This is a genomic window from Bifidobacterium sp. M0399, assembly GCF_016100595.1.
In the GTDB taxonomy this organism is placed as follows: Bacteria; Actinomycetota; Actinomycetes; order Actinomycetales; family Bifidobacteriaceae; genus Bombiscardovia; species Bombiscardovia polysaccharolytica.
In genome coordinates, this window is record NZ_JACFSD010000002.1 from 181,004 (window position 1) to 206,198 (window position 25,195).

The following is a 25,195-nucleotide window of genomic DNA, read 5'->3' on the forward strand; positions in this document are numbered from 1 at the left end:
TCAGTTATCAATACAGCAGACCGTTTTGAGGCAACTGATCTTCATCGACTTGCAGACCTGTAGCACTGTCGTACATGCCCATGTCCAGCAGAACAAATGCATCGTCATCCGACCTGGCACCATGCTCAGCCAGAGCGGATATCTTCCCAGCCTCTTTGAGTCTGTCCAGCTGTCTAGGCCAGACATTGACCGCGTACCGGCCCAATCTGCGGAACAGCCCTCGCGTATAGCAACGAGGATCAGTCAGCTGGGCACACAGGGCGCTCGCTTCTTCATTGACTGGTATATAGACGGGAACAGTTGGCGTATCAATCAGCTTGAAAAGCTCAGCAATCTGAGCGAACGGCATACGGCATCCTGATATTCCACGCTCATGAGCCTTTAGAATCTGACGTTGATCGAGACTCTCGTCCCCACGCATTCCAAAGAGCCTGGTGAAGTATTCATGAATCGCTTTTGACGATGCCAGGTCAGCATTGCCTTCCCGCACCAAATCGAAAGCCAGCATATTCTGTTTCAAAAATGAAACTTGCCCCTCATCAGTGGAAAAAACATGGACCAATGAGGCATCCGCATCACGTCGACCTTCTCTATTGCAACGGCCAGCTGTCTGAAGAATCGAATCAAGACCAGTCTGTTCCCTATACGCCTCAGGAAAATCGACATCCACTCCGGCCTCTATTAGAGACGTGGATACGACCCTGCAAGATTCTCCTTGGGCGAGGCGATCCCGTATCTGCTTCAGCAAACGTTCCCTGTCATAGGCACATTGCAGTGTAGTCAGGCAGAAAGTGCCGTCTTCAAAGCCATGCTTTCGCACCATTCCGGAGATGTACTGCGCTTCCTTACGTGTGTTGACCACGCACAGAACCTGATTATGACCTTCTACTGCTTCAGCCATCTCATCCATGTTCTTATGACCGTCATCGACGATTCGGTTGCGCCGGAATTCCGAGCGCTCTTTTTCGCTCAATGGCGCAATTTCTGGAATTGCCAGAGTTGGAAGTCGAAGAGCCTGGGCAAACAGATCCTGCAAGGCCGGCTGTGTGGCTGTACACAGTACCGCAGTGACGTGATAATTGGTAACCAGCTCAGCAATGGCCTGTACACACGGTTTTAGCTGAGGCAAGGGCAAGGTCTGGGCCTCATCGAAGATCACAACAGAGTTAGCTATGTTGTGAATCTTCCTGAGTTTAGAGGCCTTGTTGGCGAACAGGCTTTCGAAAAACTGCACAGCAGTGGTTACGATAACCGGCATGTTCCAGTTCTCGGCCGCAAAACTGCGATGCAAATCGTTTGCTGTAAGCTCGTCTTCCTCTTTTAATTGGAAAGCAGCATCTGCATAGTGCGGCAGAACCGCATCTGGCCCAAGGAGGGTTTCGAATTCCTTTACCGTCTGGTCGATGATTGACGTGTAGGGCACGACGTAAATAACCCTATCCATATGGTGTGTTTTGGCATGTTCAAGCGCGAACGTAAGCGAGGAATCAGTCTTGCCGCCGCCTGTGGGAGCGGTCAGCGTGTATAGACCTGGTTTCCATTCAGGATCGGCTCCGTGAGTAAGACAGTCACGCAATATGGCATTACGCTTTTCATTCAACGACGTACTCGCCTTCGCCGACAGGAAGGACTCAGCCCTGCGTTCCATGATTTCAGCAAGCGCCATGATTCTGATCGACTGATGCTCACGCAGCTGCCCAGCTAGCGCTTTGCTTATTTCGCGTAATTCCTGTGGAGGCGGCATAATAGAGCTGGACAGACGATCAGGACCGAGATCCTGAAGCAGCTGCTCGAGAAATGGCGATTCATCGCGCTCTACTTTGCCATTGACAAAGAACTCAGCATCCAGCCGATCCGCATCCACTAGTGCTGATTCGTGCATACGGATACGCATCATGTCCGAGAAATGTGAGCCCAAAGAAGCGAGCGGCTTGACTTCGGGAAGGGTAATCTCATCCTTCCAATGCGAGGCATCAGGGTTGGGACGCTTCATTCTGCCGACCAAGGTGCTTGAATTCTCGGTATCAATACGATTGCCAAAATCCGGCAAACCAGCATGATGTCCTGCGATGGCAAACATGGCTTCTTGAAGATGAAGCTTATACGCTACTTTCATCCCGTATGAAGAGTGGTTGACATTACTGCTCATCATAGGCCTCCCTGATCATCCTCTGGAATTCATCCGAATACTTGCCTATGTCATGAAGAAGGCCTGTGTCCAGGCCCATATCAGCCTGATCCTGGTCATACGGATAACCGGCCAGTCGGCCAGCGAAGGCTGCATCAAGACATCCCGTCATCACCAGATGCTGCACGCAGACTTCAAAACCATGATCTTTCGAGGTGCGGGCCAGATATTCGTCTATCTCATTGCCTTCGGTCGTCATCTAAACATCCTGCCAGAGGATAGATCGCAATTACTTTGGGTATCGTTTGCCAAGCGCAAACCAAAGACCCACTTAGGCAGGTAGGCATCTTCGAATCTGAGCACAACCATCTTAACCATCAACCCTTCTCCCTCGTATGGGCGAACAACTTCGTTCTTTTAATCGAAGATAATACCTTTATCCGATAATGTCAATTCGGTCTCTGACCGTTCTAAAGAGATACTGCGTACACGTATTAATAGCTGAAAGTTTAAGCGCAGCATATTAAAAGGTAAAACAAAAGGCCCATCAGTCAATACTGATGAGCCCTTTTATAAGAACGGTCAGAAGACCATTTCAACCCTCGCCTCATGGCGACTTAATCCGTCTATGCATGTTATGCCAATCTCATCTACAGAGCACATACTATACAGACCAGATGCAATTATCCATAGGAGTCTCTTAACTACAGCTGGACTATGAAACATAACGGACTTCACCAAGATACTCTTCATTACGGAATATGTACTTGACGCGGTCATCGATTTAATCCATCATTTACAATATTTACAAAGTACGGCGGCGGTACTCCATAGGAGACATACCTACTTTTGACTTAAAAGCGCTGCAAAAGACGGACAGCTTGGAATACCCGCAATTCAGAGCTATCTGCTCGACAGGCTTGGAGGAATTGCTGAGCATGCTTCGAGCCGAATTGATGCGCGCGTCCATAACATAGGCATGAGGCGTATAACCGGTTGCCTTTTTGAATACCCTAATGAAGCTGCGCTCCCCCAGGCCAGTCATAGCGGCAAGCTGATGAAGATCGAGGGGCTCATCCAGATGATTGGCAATATATGTCATCACCATTTGAATGTCATGGCCGCTCCTGTCAACGTCACCCTGTCCGATCGGCGCATCAACGAACCAGGTCAGTATGTCCGTCACATATTTCGCAAGCATTGTTTCGGATAAATAGGTGCCGGACCGAAATATGTTGTAAATGGTCTTTAACGGATGCAATGCCTTTTCATCCTGCTCCAGGGCGAAGATCGGCCCTCGCTTGGCAATTATCTGCTGATAATAAAACCGGGCCGCCTGACCATCGAAATGCATCCAAAGCATCTCTGTCGGCCCCACAGACTGGTAGCGATGGTATTGGTAACAATCCAAAAGTACAAACTGACCACCGTGGGCAACGCCCTGCATAGCATTGGTACGCAGTGTGAGCTCGCCTGATTTCAAATACATGATTTGAAAACTGGGATAAGTGTCACGCTCGGTGCAATGGCCGTCGAGCATATGGAAGAACCCGGTTTCCAGAGGATAAAGCAAAACTTTCTTGGCATTGAGGCTAGGAGTATAGGTGTAATAGTCGAAACTACCGCCCCAGATGTGCTTTTCCGCAGAATCCAAAAACCCGCCTCCCTCGCCCGTCACACTGAGATGTCCCTATACCCGTTTCATCCTAACCCTGCGACAGCAGATGAGCACAATACCAATAGACACCCGCTAACAGACATAACCTTTACCACGCAAGAATCATCTTATCTGAAGCTCATAGGCATAAATAGGGGTCAACTCAACTGAGATAAGCCTGCCGACTGATTGCTCCACCTGTTCAGTACGGGCAGCCATTGCCGAATCCACGTTGACAAAAGATCCCTTTTTCAGTGGAGTCAGACCAAGAACCAAGGTATTGTCATTGTCCCGCAACTCTCGTCGATAGTCCCTGAGTCCCACATCCCAGGTGGAACCATTGGCAAAGTTATCATCCAATAGAGACGACCCAGCCCAAAGCCAAGCGATATCACCGGAATACCGGATACGCAACAGCATATCCGTAACCCCATGGTGTCCTAATGCATCCATTGCCAGAGAGGGCAAATGCAGGATGTACTTCATGGTTCCGGCCTCCTCAACTCGAACATCCTGATGCGGCAAAGCCACAGGTTCCGAATTGAGCACTGCTGAAAAAGGTGGCCACGACTCGATAACAGGGTGAGCACTCGACGACTCCAGCACCGCACTTCCTGGATTTGGCATGAACAGATTTGAGTCGTCATCCACAAAGACAAGACTGTCATGATCGACCACATACATGGCGTTCGACTGATTCCTATTGACTACTACAACATTGATGGTCTTGTCTCCACAGGTAACGGTGATCAATTGCCGCTGTGCATCGGCATCAACTTCTTCTGACATGACTGCGCCCTCTTGGAAGCGCATGTAATAACGAGACATGCCATCCGGTTTCATGAACACAAAGGTCGGTCGATTCCCGCTACGAGGCAGCAACCGCGCTACCGGCTGCACAGTTGCACACACAAGTGTGATCCCGTCCAGGTCCATATTGAAGGGCAGGATGCAGTTCTCCTGATTCTCCAGACCGATGCCATCAATGGTCAACCGCCGCCCATCCGCCAAAGTCAATGCAATGCTTTGATTCTTCTGAGGATTCATCTCGGCATGGTCCTGAAAATTGTTAAGAAAGACAAATCCACGAAGTCCATCCGTACGAAGACTCCAACGTAAAGAGTCAGAATCAGCCGGATCTATAGAGTCCTGGCCCGATGGCAGATAAACCTCAAGAGGGGTAATCTGCTCAGAAAAATCCTGAACCAGACTATGAATAGCCTTCAGTCTTTTACAGGATTCACGGACCTGGCCATATTGACCGATCGCCGCCTGGAAGTCATAGGATCGCTTCGGGGTCTGGCTCTCATTGAGATAGATCCCGTCCCCCTGGGGATTGGTTCCACCATGAAACATGTAATACCCAAGCATGTTGCATCCAGACCCCAATTTGATGTTGGCCATAGCATCTACTGATTTCATCGGCAGCTGGAACCGGTAGCGATAGGACGAAAACATCCCGCCTCCCATCTCGCAACAGGCATAGGGAAGCGAGGAAGGCGGATACGCAGGATCGAATTCCTCTGTTCGCTTGCAGTCATCGGCATGGTAATTCCGGTAGAGATACTCATCTGTCTTGGGATGCTCACCACCATGAGCATAGAAAAGCCAAGGACGATAAGCATATCCTCCCCAAAGGGGCAGTACATCTGAAGGCACAGGTGAACCTCCCCACCCCGTGGAAGTAAAGAACGGCACACGGATACCCGCCTGTGTCGCCATAGTACGCAGCGCCTGCAGATAGGCCTCGCCATCATGACCTCCGGGTATCCACTCATTGGAAACCCCCGTGGTCAATTCCCAGGGTGCTGCCGAATGCATATATTCATTGTCGAGCTGAGCGGCAATAATCGGTCCACCATCAGCATAGTAAAGGCCTCGTAACTGCTCGGCTTCATGATTATAGAGATCGCGTACCGCTGCCAGGAATCCAGGATCCAGTGATCTGACATCATACGGCTTTCCATAGAGCCAATCCGGCAGTCCGCCATTGCGTGCCTCACCATGGGCAAAGGGTCCAAGACGAACAATGACGTACAAGTGATTGCGAGCGCAGAGACGGACAAATTCACGCAGATTCCTGTTACCCGTAAAATTCCAATGCCCCTCACGCTCCTCATGGTGATTCCAGAAAACGTATGTCGACACAATGTTGATGCCGTTCATGGCCATCTTGGCCAGTTCCTCGTCCCACCGGTCTGCATCTACCCGTGAGTAGTGGAACTCCCCGCATACCCCGTACCAAGGTTTGCCATCCATGCTTATAAAGTAATCATTGATGGCTATGTGTTTGCCTTGAGGATCTACATCGTCTCCTTGGACGGTGATGGGCAGATCATGATGTTTCTTTGAGCTTGTGGCTCTCAGATTGATGTTAATGGTCATTCAGGTCCCCGTTCCTAATTTTGTGTCCTTTTGTATTCCTTAATCCCCGAACCCACCTGCTCATTGTCAAATGAAGCCAGGGAATCATTCCTGCCTATTCCTTAACTGAACCGGCGACCAAGCCCGCCACTATCCACTTCTGACAGAGGATGAAGAAGATGAAGACCGGTATCAAGGCGATAGTGGTAATGGTCATGAAGAGAGGCCAGTTAGTGGTGAACTGACCCATGGCAGTGAACACCTGCAGCACGATGGTCTGCTTTTCCGGTGATGAAATGTAGATGTTGGGTGTCATGAAATCATTCCATGTCCCCATGGTCTGAAAAACAATCACCGTAATCAGTATTGGCCGGATCAGTGGCAGTACAATCTGCCAGAATATCCGCAAGGGTCCCGCACCGTCGATGCGTGCGGCTTCAAATAACTCCTGAGGCAGTTTCATCATGTACTGCACCACAAGGAAGTAGCAGAAAGTGGAGCCGGCCAAGTACAGCACAACCAGGCCAGTCAAGGTATCCACCAAGCCTAAGCCGGCTTCCATCTTATACTGCGGGATGAGCAGAGTCTGCCCCGGCAGCACAAAGGAGAGAAGTAGGAATGCACCGATGCCGGCCGTGAATCTACTGCGCTTTTGAACCATGCCGTAGGCGGCCAAAGCACCGATGATGACTTGCAATGCCACGCCGGCCACCGTCACGATGACCGTGTTCGCCAACGCCCTGAAAATAGGCAGACTCTCGAAGGCATGTCGGTAATTTTCAAGAGAAAACTTCGAGGGTAGGCCAAAGGGATTCGACATCATCTCGCCGGAAGACTTGAAAGTGTTGACGACGACGACATAGAGCGGTGAAGCACAAATAAGCGCCAGGGCTATGACCACAACCGACAGTATTGTTGTGCGAATTCGTCTGCGCCTCGTGATTGTCATGACAGCCTCTTTTCAAACAAGCGGGACAAGAGCTGCTGCAAGGCGACTAGCAACAGACAGCAGATGAAGAACAGAACTCCCAAGGCCGAACCCACACCATACCTGCCCGATCCAATGCCGGTGACGATAATGGATTGTGTCACCGTATAAGTCGCGTTTCCAGGCCCTCCTCCTGTTAGGGCGAATGGCAGGTCGTACACTTTCAGGCCACCAGTGAGCAGCATAAAAACAGATACGCTGATGGCCGGCACCATCTGCGGCAGTGTGATATGTACGAACTGCTGAAATCCAGAGGCACCATCAACCGATGCCTGCTCGTAAAGATCTGCCGGAACGGCCTGTAGGTAAGCCAGATAGAGGGTGGCATGCCAACCAGTCTGAGCCCAGACAGCAATGAAAATAATGCAGAAGCATGCCAGCTTCGAATCACTGAGCCATGGAACCGGATCGATACCCATCTTTCCAAGCACCATATTGACAGCGCCATTGCCCAGTGGAGAAAAGATATACTGCCAAACCAGACCGAGCACAACCATAGATGGCACGGAGAGGAAGAAGAACAGCGAGCGAGCAAAGTTTCTACCAAAGAACTGCCGGTTGAGGATAACTGCCAGCGGAAGAGCCAGTACCGTGGTAAAAGCTGTGGTCAGAACGGTATAAACAAGGGTGAATCCCAGACCAGCAAGCAGCGTTTGATCCTGGAAAATCATTCGATAGTTGGCCAGACCAACGAACTTAGCCAGGGCGAAATCATATCCTCCATAATCAGTGAAGCTGAAAACCAAACTCTGGAAAAAGGGAATGAGAATGATGACAATATATACAGCCAAGAGGGGAAGCAGAAATCGCAGGGATACAAGATTATCCGCCAGATTGCGCTTTTTTCGTTCCCTTCTATGCCTCTCCTCATCAGCCTGATAAGCCGGAGAAACCGACCTGGCAACTGCAGTCATGACGACGCTTCCTTCATTTTTTCAATTGCATTAGTAAGGGGTTGATCCGCCAGGTCTGCCCAATTGTGGGCAGACCGGACAGTGATTTCATCATGGAATTTCAAGAGAGAGTTTTGAGCTTGGCATCCAGATTCTTGGCAGCTGCGGCAGGGGTAATCTGCCCAAGAGCAACCTTCTGCAGCTGTGAGTATGTTTCGCCTCGCAGAGTGGAACGTCCAGTGACTGGCCATCCAAGACTATTCAGATAGACATGGCCGGTCTTAAAATACAAATCGTAGGGTTCTTTGAAAGTCGGATCGATGGCAGCCGTGAAGGTCTTAGTCGAAGGAATTAATCCTGCACCATCCTGTATGGCCTTGAGGCCCTGATCAGAAGCAAGATAGGTCAGGAACTTTTCAGCGGAGGCCAGCTTGTCGCCGCTGATCTTGGCATTAATGGCATATCCGGAATCAGCAGATCCTGGGGCCCAAGATTCGTCACCTTTATGCAGCATGGGAATGCGCCCGAAGGCAAAATTGATTCCAGCCTGCTTAAATGGCTTGACATCCCAGTAACCCGAAGGCATGACGGCCAAACGTCCGGAGGCGAATTCTGAACGCACCTGATCATCACCCAGACCAGTCACATCCGAACTCATGACATTCTGAGCAAAGAGCTTTTGCCATTGCTCGTAGTACTTGGTGTAGGAATCTGCGAAGCTGCTTTCGTGATCGCCGATTTGTTGGTCTATTGTCTTCGATTGTCCAGAGGAATCGTTCCCAATCCAAGCCTCTACCGGAGCACCTAGTCCTGACTTAGGCTCAAGGTAGGGTTTCTGGACTCCTGCGTCTTTCAGCTTCTTGAGCATTACCAAGAACTCATCCCATGTCTCAGGAATATTGTCATACCCAGCCTTGCGCAGGAGATCCTTGTTATAAGCAAAGGCATTCGACCAAGCCGTGGTCGACATAGACCATATCTTTCCGTCGACCGTGGACTGCTGCTTGTTTGTGTCGCCGATATTCTTCATAAATGACTCATTGGTCAAATCCTTGACAACCTTGTTTTTGACGAGCACAGACAGTTGTTCTGGAGGCGCCACGAACACATCTGCCAACTGCCCTCCTGAGATACGGGTCTGCAAGGTCTGTTGATAACCAGCTTGTGCTCCGTTGGTGGTGGTGAATTTGATTTTGATATCCGGGTTAGCTTTGGCAAAGCCATCCAACACAGGCTTATAGGCTTCCTTAGTATTGTTGGCGAAGAAAGTGATCTCCTTCCCGCTGCTCGTTGACCCGGCTCCGCATGCCGCCAGTGGGAACAGCAACGCCGCCGCCCCTATTACTGCCAGAGCTTTCATACTGCGTTTCATCATCACTTACCCTCCTTGGTAAGAGGCAATGCCCGAGGCACGGCCAGGCCATGAAGTCACCATGACTTGGTCGTTTCCACTATTGTCGGTTTTCATTATGCACCAATGACATTAAGCACGCAAATCGGCATAGTTGCAGCATATATTCATTTGTCATTTTTTCTATATCATGTCAATTTTTCTAAAGCAGAATAAAATTTCATCTCGATTGTCCATGAATTATATAGGTAGACTTTTCGTAGCTATGCCAATCAAAGCCGCTCATAAATATCTAGGTTGTTGATTCTTCATCAACCTGGCCAACATGCCATATAAATGACTGTGGTCAGGCAGTACAACCTTCACCATGATCAGAGCCTGATGTGCTGATTAGGCGATTCCGAATGGTTCAGATTCAGGCACACCTGCACAAAATCACGACCGCCGAAGCCATCGGCCCATCATGGCTGAGAGCAATGTGCCAGCATAACTGCACTCGATTGACCTGACCACCGGTTAGAGGTAAGGAATCGTAAAGCCTGGCTTCTACGGAAGGCTCTAGATTGATACTCGGCCGACCCCGGCCATCATCCAGGATCTCCACCCCGCTCCAGGGGAAATCATCCAATCCATAGGGCGATGGCTTAGGTCCCAGCGCCTGCGACCATGCCTTGAGCACCGACTCCTTGCCGGCCCAGCGCACGGCCAAGTGTGCCGCTGTGTCGTCATGCTTGAGCAGGGCCCGCTGCTGGGCCTGCCGCCGCTCCCGAGGCGAAAACAAGCTTGTCATACGCGTGCCAGGCATAGCCAGCTGCCGGCCAAACTCCTTCAGGTCGACTAGGTCATGTCCCAACCCCAGCACTTGTCCAAACCCGGCATCATTCATAGGCCCGAGTATGCCCTTCATCAGCCCCTGCAGCAAATCATCCGGTCAGGAACTCATAAACCACACAACCTCTGGGCCTAATCGACGATCACTGCAATCTTGCACAAATGGCCCTAGAAAGGGAATAAAACCAGAAGGAACAAGTGGCTAGCAAGACGGGAAGGTATGAAAGTGAACAGATAGGTTGAGACTCTGCCGTGTCTCATGTGGCGTAGTCGGTGCCCTTCGATTTATTGTGTAAGACGGACCATGTACCAACGCCTTCTTCAGCGGAATTGAAGAACACCATCCCAGTCATCTCAAGAGCAACTGTATTCCCGGTCTGATGATCCGGCAATGGCTTAGGCGGATAGGATGCGAGAAGCTTTCTGTAACTTTCATCTTGCTAGATTGCTCGGCTAGTCGAATCGGAAACTTTGACTTGTCTCAGATACCAGTTCTTCCGCAGGACGAGCAGAGCGCATCCTCTCTTCTGCCCAGTATTCTGCAACGTCGATGTCTTGAGACGATGATTGTGAAGAAGAAACGGTCGTTACATCAATTGAGACTGGCTGGCCTGCTGCTGCATTTCCCGATGCAGGCTGCACAGATGCCTGATCTGCGGAGACTATAAGCCCTATCAACAGCATCGGGCCCAAGAACGTCACGAAGATAATCACGGTTAAATATCGTTTCTTCATGGGACTCATCCTTGAGTAGTTCATTGATATTGTCCTTGACGTTAGCATTTTAGCCACTACTCCGGGAGAGGGTTGGTGAACGGCTATCTGCTCGATATCTTTGACCTGCTGCATGTCCGAGCACACCCGTGGCCCTGAATTCCTACAACCCTGCTTGGAGGGCAGCGGGCGGGGCCAACCGTACACAAAAAACCATTTCAATCCACGCCCCATAAAATGAGCGATGGTTGTCTGTCAACGCGGCGGCTTGCTTGGCGGCATATCAAGCGAGACGTTGACCCAAGCCTTTCAAGATGCCGATTTCTCCTTACCAAGGTCTTATGTTTGGTCAAAAGCTTCCTCGTACTGGGGTGCTCGCCATACCATATAGGGTCTCGACCCGGCGCTGCACGGCTGGAAGAAGAACGACTGACACGTCAGTATTAGGACCAAAGCAGACCGGAGGTCTGGGACTTGGGCAATAACTGACCAACTCGCTAGTAATCTCTCAGACCGTGCATCATCAGATTCATACAACTTCACCGCGCCACCTTGTGAAGCAGTCTTAATCTCACGCTCGTTAGCGCATTCAATGCAACACGCGCAATTCACTAAGAAAAAATGCGATACAGGCTACCGTTGAATTCCAACAGGCTAACGCAAACGCCGACTTATCGAATCCTACGTCTAAGTGGAGCGGGCGGCGGGAATCGAACCCGCGTAATCAGTTTGGAAGACTGAGGCTCTACCATTGAGCTACGCCCGCGAAGCCGTTGGCTCGGTAAACAGCATAGCACATGGCCCAGCCGGAACATGCGGTCAATTAATCACTGCGTGGTTTTACTCAGTGATAAACCTATGTAGGCATCACTTGGCAAAGCCTTGTCACTGGGCAAAGCCTTGTACAACATGGAATCCTGCCCACAGCTGAAGGGGAAAATATCGGCGTGGCTATGATGATCGGGCTTCTCGCCATGAGTATCATGACAACAAACCGCAGCCGCAGGAATTCCACAACAGCGGCCACTAACACCAACACTTCGTACGAGTAAGCGGTCGGACGACTCCCCAAAGACAAGTCCGGCCATTCGGGTGGCCCAGCAATAACCCCAAGTAAAACCTGGGCCACCCATCTACTTTTTTATACCTTTTCATGAGCAGGAGCCAAACACCGTCAGGTCGTAAAGGCCGCCTGCCCCTCAAACAGCATTGAAGCAAGACAAGGGATGGTCATAGTCAAGACTGACGTACCCAGGGACATTTCATCCACTATCCCGCGAAGAAAGCGATCACCCGAGTACGAGCAGCTGATGAGCATCCGCCCCATAACAAAAGGGGAGGTGAGCCGTTTGGCTCACCTCCCTGATCAGCGCAGTGTTTGAGCTCTTACCGATTTCCCATCTCCCACTGAAAAGAATAGGAAACCGACCAATTCACGCTGCTCTCAGCCCCGGTCGTAGTAGCCGTCGGCACCCAGGCGGGCCTGGGGATCCAGCAGCATGGCCTTCTCGACCTCATGACCCACATACCCGTGGCCGTCCTCATGGAAGCGACGGTTGTCTATGGGCTCGTAGAGCGGGGCCCTACCCATGCGGCCCTCCTCCAGGCGACGCTGGCCAGCGGCTAGACGGTCATTGGCCCGACGACGCCACTCGTCCAGGGCCTCCTGGCCGGAGGTCTGGAGCACAGCAGCTTCGAAGGCTCCAGGGCTGACGATAACCCCTATGCCGGAGACATGGCCGAAGCCCAGGGATGTGACCAGTCCAGCCTTGACCCTGCCCACCTTCAGAGGCTGCTCCAGCCAGACCAGATGGTCGTCGCGCCTCAGGACCGGATCCACGCAATCCAGGGAGGCATTGGCCGGGATGACACCGGACCGGAAGAGCTGGGTGAGCCCGTTGATCTGGAAGATGCAGGCGCCGCCCTTGGCATGGCCGGTCAGGCTCTTCTGGGAGATGACGTAGAGCGGGTTGCCGTCCGTCCGCCCGATGGCATGGGCCAGGGTGTTGTGCAGCTCGGACTCGTTGGGGTCGTTGGCGTTGGTGGAGGTGTCATGCTTGGAGACCACGGCGATGTCGTCGGGGTCCACGCCCAGCTTGGCCAGCGAGCGCACCAGGTCCGAGTCCCTGCCGCCCATGCCGGCGGCCAGAGCCCCCAGCCCGGGTGCGGGGATGGAGGTGTGGGCACCGTCCGCGAAGGAGTGGATGTACCCGACCACGCCAGCCACGGGCAGACCCATGCGCAGGGCAATGTCGCCGCGGGTCAGCAGGATGGTCCCGCCGCCCTGGGACTCCAGGAAGCCCCCGCGCCGACGGTCATTGGCCCGGGAGAAGAACCTGGGCTGAATGCCCTTGGCGTACATCTCAGCGGAATCGGCGGTGGCGTTCATGTTGCCGAAACCGATGACCGACTCCACGCCGATGTCGTCAATAGCGCCCGTGACCACGAAGTCAGCCTTGCCTAGGGCGATCTTGTCCGCGCCCTCCTCAAGAGAGACCGCAGCCGTGGCGCAGGCCGAGACCGGCTGGACCATGTTGCCGTATCCGCCGATGTAGGACTGCATGACGTGCGCGGCCACCACGTTGGGCAGAGCCTCCTGGAGGATGTCTGTGGGGATCTCCTTGCCTAGGAAGCGGTCCAGATAAAGCTTGCGCATGGAGGCCATGCCGCCGAAGCCGGTCCCCTGGGTGGAGGCCACCTTGGATGGATGGACAGCCTGTAGGATCTCCACAGGGGTGAATCCGGCCGACAGGTAGGCATCCACGGTGGTCACGATGTTCCAGAGGGCGATCTCGTCCACGTCCCCGACCATGGAGGCGGGAATGCCCCACTTGACCGGGTCGAAGCCCTGGGGGAACTGGCCGCCCACGGTCCTGGACATGGTGGCCCGACGCGGCACGCGGATGCGGGAGCCGGGCAGACGGGTGACGGTCCACTCGCCGGACTGCTCGTCGCGGGCGACGCTGGTGTGGTCCGGATCCTGGGCCACGTACTCCTGAGCCATATCCTTGGTGGGCACCGAGAAGGCCACGTCGTGATCCAGGAAGACGTCGACCTCCTCTTCGTTGGTGCCCTGTCGGTAGTCGGAACCCATGCCGTCGTCGAAGGGACGGATGCCGGAGCGGGCCACCACCTGGTCGTGGTAGCGCTCGGCAATGTCCTGCTCGGGCACCAGCTCGCCGTCGGTGTCGTACCAGCCCGGCTTGGGGCTGTCCTGCCACTCGACCAGACCCATGTTCCAGGCCAGTTCGAGGACGGCCGCGGCACTCAGGTCGACCTGACCATCCGAATGGATGCCCATCTCGGCCTCGAAGCGGGTGCGGCCGGAGCCCCAGGGACCCATCTCACCGATGGAGACGATGACGATCTGATCCTCGGGACGAGCGGTCACGCCCTGCCAATCCTGCAGGTCCACCGGGGCCTGGGCGGGCACCCGGGGTGTGGGCAGAGCCTTGATGACCCGGCCCGGATCCTTGTCTGCATCTGCGGGAGCATCTCCGGACTTCCCGGTTGGAGCCGGTGTCGACGAATCGCCGTCCTGGGCAGCCTCGGCCTTCAGGGCCTTGAGGTCCAGCGGGCTGGAGCCCAGGCCACCGGTCAGGTCTGCCTTAAGCGGGGCCTGGAGAGCCTGCTGGCGGGCCTGCACAGTGCACAACTCCAGCAGGGAATCGGCCATCTGCCTGGTTGAGTATGTGTGAATGCCGTGACGCTCCACCACCTGGACCAGCGGATCATTGCCGCCCATGAGCCCGGTGCCCCGGACCCAGCCGATCAGCGGGTGGGCGAAGGTTACACGGCCGGACCAGTCCTGTTCGGGGCGGGACCGGTTGACGATAGCATCCAGTGCGGCCTTGACCTCCCCGTAGGCTCCGTCGCCGCCGAACATGCCACGGTTGGGCGAGCCTGGCAGAACCACATGCAGACGGTGGTCGACGTCGGTGTCCGCCCCGATGCCGGCGAACCCGGCAATCTGGCGTTCCAGGCTCCAGAGCATGAGCCGGGCCTGGGACTCGAAAAGCCGGCCCGAGTCGGCCATGGTCCCGTGCATGGCGGGTGCTGCGAAGGGCAACAGCAGGGTGGGCTCGTAGGCGGGCTTGAGCACGGTGGTCGTGGCCCCCGTGGTCTTGCGCTGCTCATTGCCCACCCAGTCGACCAAAGCGTCCACATCCCGGTAGCTGGACAGGTTGGCAGGAACGATCCAGAGACGAGCACCGCCCACGGCATGGCGACGGTAGAGGTCACGGGCCCAGATGACAGTCTGCGGCTTCAAGGAGTGGAAGACAGCGATGACCGTCGCCCCACCCTCCAAGAGGCCCGCAGTCAGAGATCCTGCGATGGACTTGGGGGCCACGCCGGTGACCACGGCCACGTCCTTGGCGAACTGTGCTGCGGTCTGGTCCGAGTCGGCAGGGGTCATGGCCTGATCGGCGATGCCGCTGAAGACCCGGGCCAAATCCTGCTCGCCGCGTTTGTCTGCCTGCTCGGCGTACCAGACGGCCTGATCGTGCACCTCACGTCCGGCTCCTACGAAGCTCAGGCGGCTGCGGTCATCATCATGCTCGTGGTAGATGTGAGCCAGATCCTCTCGGGCGCTGGCCCAGCGGTCGTCGAAGAGGACGGCGCGCGAAGCCTCGAACCGTGGTTCCACCTGCTCGGGCCAGTCGCTGCCCAGCTCGGCATTGACGGCGGCCACAACGGCAGCATCCTCATTCTCGCCAGGCTGGACGGCCGGGGGTTCAAGCCCCAGCTTGTCCAGGAGGAAGCGGGCGGTGGAGGCCAGCACGCCCTCAGAGCCGGTCACCTGAGCCGCGAAGGCATCAAGGGCAGCGGAGTCGACCACGGCACCGCCAGCGGCACCACCTGCAGAGGGCATGGAGACCGTGACACCGTGACGCTGGGCCACCTGCTGAACGGCCTGGTCAATCAGCGCGTTGGCCGCAGGCACTGTGGAGACGGCTTCAGTGGGCAGGAGCGCCAGATCACCGCCACGCGAGGAGGCACCCTCACGGGTGTCCAGGACCAGACTGGCCACGGTGGCCGAAACCCAGCCCGCACCCAGCTGCCAGACATCGGAGACCCGCTGTTCAACCTGCTGCAGCTTGAGGCCGGAGGGGCCGAAGAGGTCGCGGATGCGCTCACGCACGATGTCGGAGAGCACCGGGCCAAAGGGCCGATAGTTAGGAGCCACCTTGTTCACCAGGGCGCTCAGGTCGGTCATGCTGGCCTCGGCTGCACCATCCACGCTGGCCACACCCAGCTCCGAGCTGATGTCCATCAGCAGCTGGTTGCGCCTGGAGGAGACGCCATTGGTCAGGGTGTCGGTGGTATCGGTCTGCCCGATCTGCTCGGGTCGAATCTTGGTGGAGTAGGCCAGCAGGACGGCGATGGCGTCCGATGCCTTGAAGGGCAGGTCGGCCACATCGGCACCCGACGGACCAGCGGTCGCCGGGGCCGGAGCAGGAGCCGAATCCTCGGCTGCTGCAGGGGCAGGAGCCGAAGCTGGATCCGGATTCGATGCCGGGGCGGGAGCAGCAGCCTGAGCAAGTTCAGTACTGGAGTCGTGGGCCGGAGCTGCGGGCTCCTCCTCCACTGTGGCCATGGGATCGGTGTCGGTCAGATAGACCCGGCTCTCGTCCCTGCCCAGGTTGTAGACGCTCACGTGACGCTCGCGGAAGTCAGGCAGCTTCAGGGTCTTGGTGCCCAGGTTGGCCAGGGTGGGTGAATGGCCCAGTCCCACCTCAATCAGCTGCTCCACGCCCAGGCCGCCCTGTTCAGGGGCGTCGAACATGATCGCCTGGGTCTCGATCCACCGCACAGGAGAGGCGAACTGCCAGGAGAGCAGCTCAGTCAGCAGCAGACGACCCAGCTTCTGGTCGTCAGCCGCATACTGGTCCCAAACCTGGGGATCGCCCAGAGCCTGCTTGATGCGCTCGGAGGGAACCACCTCCAGGATGGAGGCCGCGAACTCCTTGGTCATCTGGAAGGGCCGTGCAACCAGGTTGGGTATGTAGCGACCCTCCAGGCGGGAGTAGTCAATGTGCTCGGGCAGCAGGGCGTCCAGGGTATCGCGGAACTCGGGCACCCCCTTGCGCAGCAGGGTGGAGTGGAAGGGCACGTCGATGCCGGGCACGTACATGAAGGCCGGCTTGCCGCCCGCCTCCTTGGCCCGACGGTTGGCATCGGCACGCAGATACTCCAGACCGGCGATGGTCCCGGCCACGGCGTACTGCTGGCCGGCCAGGTTGTAGTTGACGATCTCCAGGAATTCGCCGCACTCCTTAGATACGGACGCCACATACTGCTTGACGCCGGAGTCGCCCACGCCGAACTGGTTTGGACGCAGGGCGCCCATCCGGTAGTTGCTGCGCCCCTGGTCGTCGCGTTCGATCAGGGAGTGCATGGTGGACCCACGGTGAAAGACCAGCTCCAGAACCGTCTCCAGGGACATGACCCCGGCGAAGGAGCTCAGGGCGTTGTACTCGCCCAGGGAGTGGCCGGCGAAGTAGGCGGGCCAGATGTCCATGCCGGACTCGCGCAGGCGGGCGGTCTGGGCGAAGGCCACGGTGGCCAGGGCCACCTGGGTGAACTGGGTCAGGTTGAGCAGACCCTCAGGATGGTGGTAGGTGACCCCCTTGGCTGTAAGGGTATGCGGGTTGTCACGCACCACGGCCAGGATGGAGAACCCCAGCTTGCTACGGGTCAGGGCATCGGCCCGCTCCCAGGTCTCACGGGCGGCCGGGGACTTGGCACGCTCATCCAGGACCATGCCCTGCTGCTGGATCCCCTGGCCTGGGTAGACGTAGGCGGTCCTCGGGGCCCGAGCTATTGCCGTGCCGCGGGAGACCAGCTGGCCGTCGATCCTGCAGGTGACCTCCAGGACCAGGCCGCCATGGCGAACCTTGCCCACACGCTCCAGGCTGATCTCCACCTTGTCGCCCAGCTGGACCATGCCGTACATGTTGTAGGTCCATCCGGCGATCTCGTAGTGGACGCCCTGCTCGTCAGTGGCCTGGGCCGCGTACTGGGCGGTGGCCGACAGCCACATGCCGTGCACCAGCGGCGCAGACAGACCGGAGACCGCCGCTCCTCGCTTGGACGTGTGGATGGGATTGAAGTCACCGGAAGTGCGTGCGAAAGCGGTCATGTCCTTGGGGGCGGTGACGGTGACGCGACGCAACAGCCTACGGGGTGTGTCCACCGTGTCGGCGCGGATGCCGCCATATTCGGGAGCCTCCTGGGGCAGCTGGTCGCTGTAGGCGCGGCCACGGATGGCGAAACGCTCGACCTCGCGGGCCAGCACGGTTCCGTCCTGGGCGGCGTGGACCACATGGATGGTCACCACCCGACCGGAGGCTGACTCCTGGTAGGGCTCGGCCCAGCTGGTCAGTTCAATCCGCTGGCCGGTGTGCTCCAGCAGGCGCTTCTCGCTGACCTCCAACTCGATCAGATGGTCCAGATGGACCGCGTTGAGCAGTCCCTCGATGATGGGGAAGCCATCCACATAGACGGATCCCAGGGCTGCGTAGATGGCCGGCCAGGCCGGACCCACCAGAGCGTCGGGAGCGAAGCCGGAGGGGATCAGTGCATCGGGCAGGGCACCTCCGGTGGCCGCCTCATGGTCGAAGCCCAGGTTGGCCGCCAGTGTGTAGCCGCTGTGGGCCAAACCGAAGGGGTGGTCCTGGTCGTCATCATCCTTCTCGATGACAGGCATGGCCTCCAGCTTGTCGCCGGTGATGGAGGTATTGCCGATGCCGGCTGTGTCGGCCAGCATGGCGTAGACGTCCTTGGGCAGGCGGCTGCGGTCAACCACCGGGAAGAGGCCGACCTGGTCGCTCTTGAGGGTCAGAGGCACGACGATGTCACGCACCGCATGCCGGTCCAGACCGCCGTCGGGATCGTCGTCCCAGTAGGTGTCCAGATGGATGTCCAGATCGTAGTGCTCGCCCTGGTCGTCCTGGCCGGTGGCGGTGATGGTGTAATTGGGGTCGTCCATGGCCGTGCCGTAGGCCGGATTGGCCATCAGGTGTCCCACCCAGGAGATGTTGGGGCTGCGGCGGATGAACTCCTGTGCGTCAGCGGCGCCTGCCAGCTGGCTGTAAGCCTTGGCGGGACCGCTGTCCAGGCCACGCACCCGATCTATGGCCGCCTGCTCGAATCGTCCCAGAATGGAGGCCACCGGCTCGTCCACCGTGGTGATGCCCGCCACGGAGATGGGTCCGGGGATGGCCCTGACCGAGTCGGCACCGTAGCGGGGATCCTCGGACTGCCAGAGCTGGTCCTGACCCCACCAGCGCAGCAGATCGTTGTCGATGACCGGCACGAAGGGCATGGGCTTGGGGTACTCGCGCACCAGGACGGGGAACCAGGCCACGTCGGTGGGCACCACCTTGAGCTCGGCTGCCTGGGGATAGGCCTCGTGCAGCCGTCGAAGCGCCTGCTCGGGCTCGGCAACATCCTGCCTGGAGGCGAAGATGGAGTCGAACTCGCCGCTCTGACGCTCGCAGACACGGGCCTCGATGCGCCGCAGCAGGTGCAGGAAGCGGTCGATGTAGGTGTCGTCGGCCCAGGGGTAGGCCAGGTCGGCGAAACGTTGGGCCCAGTCCTGGTAGGTCATGGTCTCCAGATCGCCGAAGTAGGGCTTGGCGGTCTTGTTCAGGGCCTCGATGATCTCTGCGCGACGGGTCTCCAGCTCCTCGGGGTGCTTCATAACCCGGACCAGCAGGCGGCCGCACTCGGCTGAGGAGTTCTCCATCTCGTAGATGTCGGCGTGCAGATGGCTCAGGCCGGAGCCCACACCTCCCACAGACTTGCCGCTGGGCACCCACTTCTCACCCATGGGGGCGAAGGGGTCCGGATCGGGGGTGGAGCTGTCGATGCCAGGGGTGGCCACCAGAGCCCGCTTGATCTCAGGATTGGTGTGGGCCTCCTTGGCGGTCATGGCCGCTGTGCCGATCATGACGCCGTCCACGGGCATGTCCGGCAGGTGGTAGGCACGGGACCACTGACCACTGATGTAGTCGGCCGCCCGCTCAGGGGTGCCGATGCCGCCGCCAGCCACGAGCACGATGTTGGGGCAGGCACGAACCTCGGCATAGGTGGTCGAGAGCAGGTCGTCCAGGGACTCCCAGGAGTGGTGGCCTCCTGCGGCCCCGCCCTCGACCTCCATCAAAATGTGGGTGGGTGCGACCTTGCGGGCGATGGCCACGACCTGACGGATCTGGTCCACCGTACCGGGCTTGAAGGCCACGTAGGGGAAGCCTTCCTCGTTGAGCTGACGGATCAGGGTCACGGCCTCGTCCAGCTCGGGGATGCCGGCAGAGATGACCACACCGTCGATGGGGGTGCCGGAGGCGCGCTTCTTTGGCACGATGTGCTGGCTGCCGAACTGGAGGTTCCACAGGTAGCGGTCCATGAACATGGCGTTGAACTCGACCGTGCGGCCCTCCTGCAGCTGGTCCTCCAGCTGGGACACATGGCGGTCGAAGACCTCGGCGGTCACCTGACCGCCGCCGGCAAGTTCGGCCCAGTAGCCTGCGTTGGCGGCTGCAGCCACGATTTCAGGCTCCACAGTGGTCGGGGTCATGCCGGCCAGCATGACCGGGGGCTTGCCGGTCAACCGGCTGAAAGCAGTCTCCACCCGGGGGCCAGCCGGGGTCTCAAGCAGACGGGGGGCCAGCTTGGACCAGTCCTGGGTTCGGGCCGGATCCTCCTCCATGGTGGACAGCTGCGCGCGCCGGGCCTGGTTGGAGGCCTCGACCACACCAACACCGGTGCCCTGGACCAGGTTGTCCACCAGCTTGCCCAGGGTCTCGCCCGGGCCCAGATCCACCAGCCAGAGGGAGGCGGCATCCTGCTGGTCCATGACCTCGGCGATTCGGCCGGCCCAGTCGGCATGGTTGAGCAGGACCTCCTCAGCCAGAACCCGGGCACGCTCGGTGTCCAGACCGCAGCGGGAGGCCCATTCCACGCTCAGATCCACGGCTTCCTTCATGAGCGGGGAGTGGAAGGGCAGGGTCACATCCAGGTACTCCAGAACCGGCGAGAAGGCGGTTCCGCCACGGACCTTGTCTTCGCGCAGTTGGCGCTGATGCTCGCTCTCCTTGCCAGCCTCGATGGCAAAAGCGGCCAGATCCTCCGGATAGCCGGACAGGACCAGGTTGCGATCCGAGTTGGTCACGGCCACGCTGATGGGGCCGCGAGCGCCAGGCACCCGGTCGACCAGAACCTCCACCTGATGGCGGGTGGCCCCGCGCACCGAAAGCATAGGGGTGGCCTCACCCTGGCGGTGGATACCCAGACGACGGGCCTGACGAGTGCCAGCCGTTCCAATCAGCATGGCGGTGGCCAGAATCTGGTCAATGGCACCCTGAGCAGCCTTGAGGGATCCGGCAGCCTGAATCTCCTGAACCATGTGAACGCCGATGATGCCCTGAGAGTGCCCCAGCAGGGCCACCGGACGGGCCTGGGCCGCGTCGTAGCCCAGCTGGTCCATATCCATGAGGGCACCCAGCTGCACCAGGGCGATGCCGGGCACGCTGACCGCCGCGTCGGCGGCCGGCCCCAGCCTGACCGGGTCGGGCCTGTAGCCGAACATATCCAGCTGACGACCGTTGGTGGCCAGCAGGTCGGGCTTGACTGCCCTGAGCAGGTCGGTGGCCGCCGCCATGCGCTCCTTCAGGGCCTTGTCGATGTCGGGATCGCCCTGCAGATCGGCCAGGGCCACGGTCCAGGGGTTGGACTGGCCGGCAAACATGAGCGCGTGCGGCTGCTCAGCGAGACGGTTGATGAAGAATGTACTGGTCATGATGTCCTATTCATAGAGAGTTGGGAATTGCTGATAATGACGAAGGGAAGCTCATAGAGGCTGGTTGCCGTGGTGCTTGTCGTTGACCCTGACGCGTTGCTTGTCTGCCAGGAGGTCCATGGCCTGAACCAGGACCGGTCTGGTCTGCTCGGGGTCGATCATGCCGTCCAGCTCGCCCATCTCCAGGGAGAGATTGGCGTTGACGGTGCTGGTTTCGTACTCCTGGGCCAGCCTGTTTCGCAGCTCATCCACGTCCCGGCCGGCCTCCTTGGCCTCCTGCAGGTCGCGCCGGTGGATGATGTTGACCGCGCCCTGGGCTCCCAGCACGGCGATCTGCGAGGAGGGCCAGGCATAGTTGAGGTCCGCGCCGATGGCCTTGGAGCCCATGACGATGTAGGAGCCGCCAAAGGCCTTGCGCAGCACAATGGTGACCATGGGCACCTGGGCGTTGGCATAGGCGTAGATGACCTTGGCACCCCGGCGGATGATTCCGGCGTGCTCCTGGTCCGAACCCGGCTTGTAGCCAGGGGTGTCCACCAGGGTGATGACCGGCAGGTTGAAGGCGTCGCAGAGGCGGACGAAGCGGGCCAGTTTCTCGGAGGACTCCACATCCAGGCTGCCTGCGTCCACCATGGGCTGGTTGGCCACGATCCCCACCGGCCTGCCCTCCAGGCAGGCGAAGCCCACCACGATGGCCCTGGCGTAGAGCTCCTGGACCTGAACCAGCTCGCCGTAGTCGACGATGGCGTGGATGACGTCCAGCACGTCGTAGGGCTGCCGGTCGTTCTCGGGGATGACCGTGGCCAGGCGTTTGGCGGCCTGGCGCTCGGCATGGCCGGAGATGAAGGCGTACCGGGGAGGCTCCTGTCCGCTGTTGGCAGGCAGGTAGGCCAGGACGGTCCTGGCGTAGTCGATGGCGTCGGCCTCGTCCTCACCCAGGTAGTGGGCCACGCCGGAACGGGTGTTGTGCACGTAGCCGCCGCCCAGCTGGTCCATGCTGATGGTCTCGCCGGTGGCCGCCTTGACCACATCAGGACCAGTGACGAACATGTCTGAGTTCTCCTTGGTCATGATGATCAGGTCGGTCAGGGCCGGGCAGTAGACGGCACCGCCTGCGCAGGGCCCCAGGATCAGGGAAATCTGCGGGACGAAGCCGCTGGCCTGGCAGGTCTTGCGAAAGATGCGTCCGTACTGGGTCAGGGCAGCCACACCCTCCTGGATGCGGGCGCCCCCCGAGTCGATCATGGCCACGATGGGGACCTTGATCCGCAGGGCCATGTCCATGAGCCGGCAGATCTTCTCGCCCTCGGCCCGGCCCAGGGTACCGCCCCTAACGGAGAAGTCCTGGGCGTAGACGCCGACCTTGCGCCCGTAGACCAGGCCGAAGCCGGTGATGACCGCAGAGCCCGCCCGGTCCCCGGCGATGTCGCCGCCGGCGAAGCGGCCCACCTCCTCGAAGGTGTCCTTGTCGAAGAGCAGATCCAGGCGCTCCCGGGCGGTCTGCTTGCCCTTGGCATGCTGACGGTCGCGGGCGTGCTCCTCAGCCTGCTTGGCCAGGGCGGCGGCCCGGTGGATGCCCTGGCGCACCGGCTGGGAGCCCAAGGTGGATTCGGTGACGCTCATGCCTGCTCCTCCCCGCCCAGATCCAGGGTGACCAGGGTCTGGCCCGGATCCACCCCTTGTGCCACGGACACATCGATGGTCCTCACACGCCCCTTGGCCGGGGCATAGACGTAGTTCTCCATCTTCATGGACTCCAGAACCACCAGCAGGTCGCCCTTGTCCACCTCCTGGTCGGGGGCCACGTTGATGCGGGTGACCACAGCCTGCATGGTGGCTACGATGATGCCGGACCGGGCCGCATCCTGCCGGGGGGCGCCAGGCTCCTGATCGCGCAGCCCGCGCCCGCGCAGGGGCTGCCGGGGCCGGGAAATGCCGCCATGGCCGCCGACGCCGCCCATGCCTCCCAGCAGTGACTGGGGCAGGGCCAACCTGACCCGCTTGTCGTCGATCTCCACGTTGTAGGTCTCCATGGGATCGCTGTCCCGGTCCTGTTCCTGGGCGGAGGCGCCGGAGACCGAGGCTGGCTGGCCGCTGCCGTTGGAGGCAGGCTCCACATTCAGGTAAACCCGTTCCAGCCACTTGGTGGACACATCGAAGGAGTGCCCGTCCTCGGCGGTGAACTCGGGGTTGGTGAAGATCTTCTGGAAGAGGCCGGCCGGGGTGGGGACCCCGCTGATGCTCATCTCGCGCAGGGCCCGGCGAACCCTGGCCACGGCGGCCGGGCGGTCCTGGGCGGTCACAATCAGCTTGCCCATCATGGAGTCGTCCCTGGGCGAGACCGTGTCGCCCACTTCGACGCCCGAGTCCACGCGGATGCCGGGGCCGGAAGGCCACTGAATCGACTCGATGGTCCCTGAGCTGGGGGTCAGGTTGGTGGCCGGGTCCTCGCTGGTGATGCGCAGCTCGAAGCTGTGACCGCGGGGCGGGGGCGCCACGTTCAGGGAACCGCCGTCGGCGATCCGTAGCTGCTCGCGGACCAGGTCCAGTCCGCAGACCTGCTCGCTGACCGTATGCTCCACCTGCAGCCGGGGGTTGACCTCCATGAAGTAGACGTCGTCCCTGGGGGTGACCAGAAACTCGCAGGTGCCCAGGCCCACATAGCCCACCGTATCGAACAGACGGCGGGAGAACCCCTCAAGCTGGGCGATCACATCGTCGGACAGGAAGGGAGCCGGGGCCTCCTCCACCAGCTTCTGGTTGCGGCGCTGAACCGAGCAGTCCCTGGTGGAATAGACGGTGAACTGGCCGTGGCTGTCCCTGCCGGACTGGGTCTCCACATGTCGGGCGCGGTCCACGAACTTCTCGATGAAGTAGTCGCCCAGGTCGCCGCCCTGAAGAGCATCATGGTTCATGTAGAAGGTGCGCAGCTCGTCGCTGTCATTGATCAGGGTTATCCCCCGGCCGCCGCCGCCGTCAGCCTTCTTCATCATGACCGGATAGCCGTGCTCGTCGGCGAAGTCCAGCAGGGGGCGCATATCGGTGACGGGCTCGCTCAGGCCCGGCACCACAGGCACCCTGGCCCGCTCGGCCACCTTGCAGGCGGTGATTTTGTCGCCCAGCTCGTCCAGGACCTCTGGATCCGGCCCCACCCAGGTGATGCCCGCATCAAGCACCTTGCGGGCGAAAGAGGAGAACTCGGACAGGAAGCCGTATCCCGGGTGAAGGGCATCAGCGCCGGCCCGGCGGGCGATGGAGACGATCAGATCCTCGTTCAGGTAGGTCTCCATGTTGGTGTCCCCGGGCAAGAGGTAGGCCTCGTCCGCCATCTGGGCATAGGGGGCATCACGATCCTGGTCGGCATAGACCGCCACGGTAGCGATCCCCATCTCCTGGGCTGTGCGCACAACCCGCAGGGCTATCTCGCCGCGGTTGGCGATCAGCAGTTTTTTCATTCCCCTCTCC

At 58.7% G+C, this 25,195-nt stretch carries 12 protein-coding genes and 1 tRNA gene; all 13 read right to left on the reverse strand.

The genetic code is table 11. From position 1 onward, the window contains the following. Window positions 1–7: 7 nt before the first annotated feature. Window positions 8–2,152, reverse strand: coding sequence for a CRISPR-associated helicase Cas3' (cas3, locus tag H3V09_RS05420; RefSeq protein WP_198199037.1), 2,145 nt, complete (start codon window positions 2,150–2,152; stop codon window positions 8–10). After that, window positions 2,139–2,387 carry a hypothetical protein gene (locus H3V09_RS05425; RefSeq protein WP_121913649.1) on the reverse strand — a complete coding sequence of 83 codons (249 nt, stop codon included), beginning with the start codon at window positions 2,385–2,387 and terminating at the stop codon, window positions 2,139–2,141. Before H3V09_RS05425 ends, cas3 begins: the two co-directional genes overlap by 14 nt. A gap of 546 nt (window positions 2,388–2,933) precedes the next feature. Continuing rightward, entirely contained in the window at window positions 2,934–3,806 is an 873-nt protein-coding gene (locus H3V09_RS05430; protein WP_198191344.1) for an AraC family transcriptional regulator, read from the reverse strand. A 102-nt stretch (window positions 3,807–3,908) separates the two neighbouring features. Then, entirely contained in the window at window positions 3,909–6,170 is a 2,262-nt protein-coding gene (locus H3V09_RS05435) for a beta-galactosidase (protein ID WP_198191343.1), read from the reverse strand. Window positions 6,171–6,264: 94 nt separating this feature from the next. Further along, window positions 6,265–7,098: a carbohydrate ABC transporter permease gene (locus H3V09_RS05440; RefSeq protein ID WP_046323357.1), complete on the reverse strand. Its 834-nt coding sequence runs from the start codon at window positions 7,096–7,098 to the stop codon at window positions 6,265–6,267. After that, the gene (locus tag H3V09_RS05445) at window positions 7,095–8,051 is read right to left on the reverse strand and encodes a carbohydrate ABC transporter permease (RefSeq protein ID WP_198191342.1); all 957 of its coding nucleotides are present in this window, start codon (window positions 8,049–8,051) and stop codon (window positions 7,095–7,097) included. The genes H3V09_RS05440 and H3V09_RS05445 overlap by 4 nt, the downstream gene beginning before the upstream one ends. A gap of 100 nt (window positions 8,052–8,151) precedes the next feature. Beyond that, entirely contained in the window at window positions 8,152–9,405 is a 1,254-nt protein-coding gene (locus tag H3V09_RS05450) for an ABC transporter substrate-binding protein (RefSeq protein ID WP_198191341.1), read from the reverse strand. Window positions 9,406–9,796: 391 nt separating this feature from the next. Continuing rightward, window positions 9,797–10,288, reverse strand: coding sequence for a holo-ACP synthase (locus H3V09_RS05455; protein ID WP_232339459.1), 492 nt, complete (start codon window positions 10,286–10,288; stop codon window positions 9,797–9,799). A 377-nt stretch (window positions 10,289–10,665) separates the two neighbouring features. Beyond that, window positions 10,666–10,947: a hypothetical protein gene (locus tag H3V09_RS05460; RefSeq protein WP_198191340.1), complete on the reverse strand. Its 282-nt coding sequence runs from the start codon at window positions 10,945–10,947 to the stop codon at window positions 10,666–10,668. Between the two features lie 671 nt (window positions 10,948–11,618). Next, a tRNA-Gly gene (locus H3V09_RS05465) sits at window positions 11,619–11,692 on the reverse strand. Window positions 11,693–12,370: 678 nt separating this feature from the next. Beyond that, complete coding sequence (locus tag H3V09_RS05470; RefSeq protein ID WP_198191339.1) at window positions 12,371–21,730, reverse strand: type I polyketide synthase; 9,360 nt, start codon at window positions 21,728–21,730, stop codon at window positions 12,371–12,373. 51 nt (window positions 21,731–21,781) lie between these two features. Beyond that, the gene (locus H3V09_RS05475; protein WP_198191338.1) at window positions 21,782–23,353 is read right to left on the reverse strand and encodes an acyl-CoA carboxylase subunit beta; all 1,572 of its coding nucleotides are present in this window, start codon (window positions 23,351–23,353) and stop codon (window positions 21,782–21,784) included. Next, entirely contained in the window at window positions 23,350–25,185 is a 1,836-nt protein-coding gene (locus H3V09_RS05480; protein WP_198191337.1) for an acetyl/propionyl/methylcrotonyl-CoA carboxylase subunit alpha, read from the reverse strand. Before H3V09_RS05480 ends, H3V09_RS05475 begins: the two co-directional genes overlap by 4 nt. Window positions 25,186–25,195 lie beyond the last annotated feature (10 nt).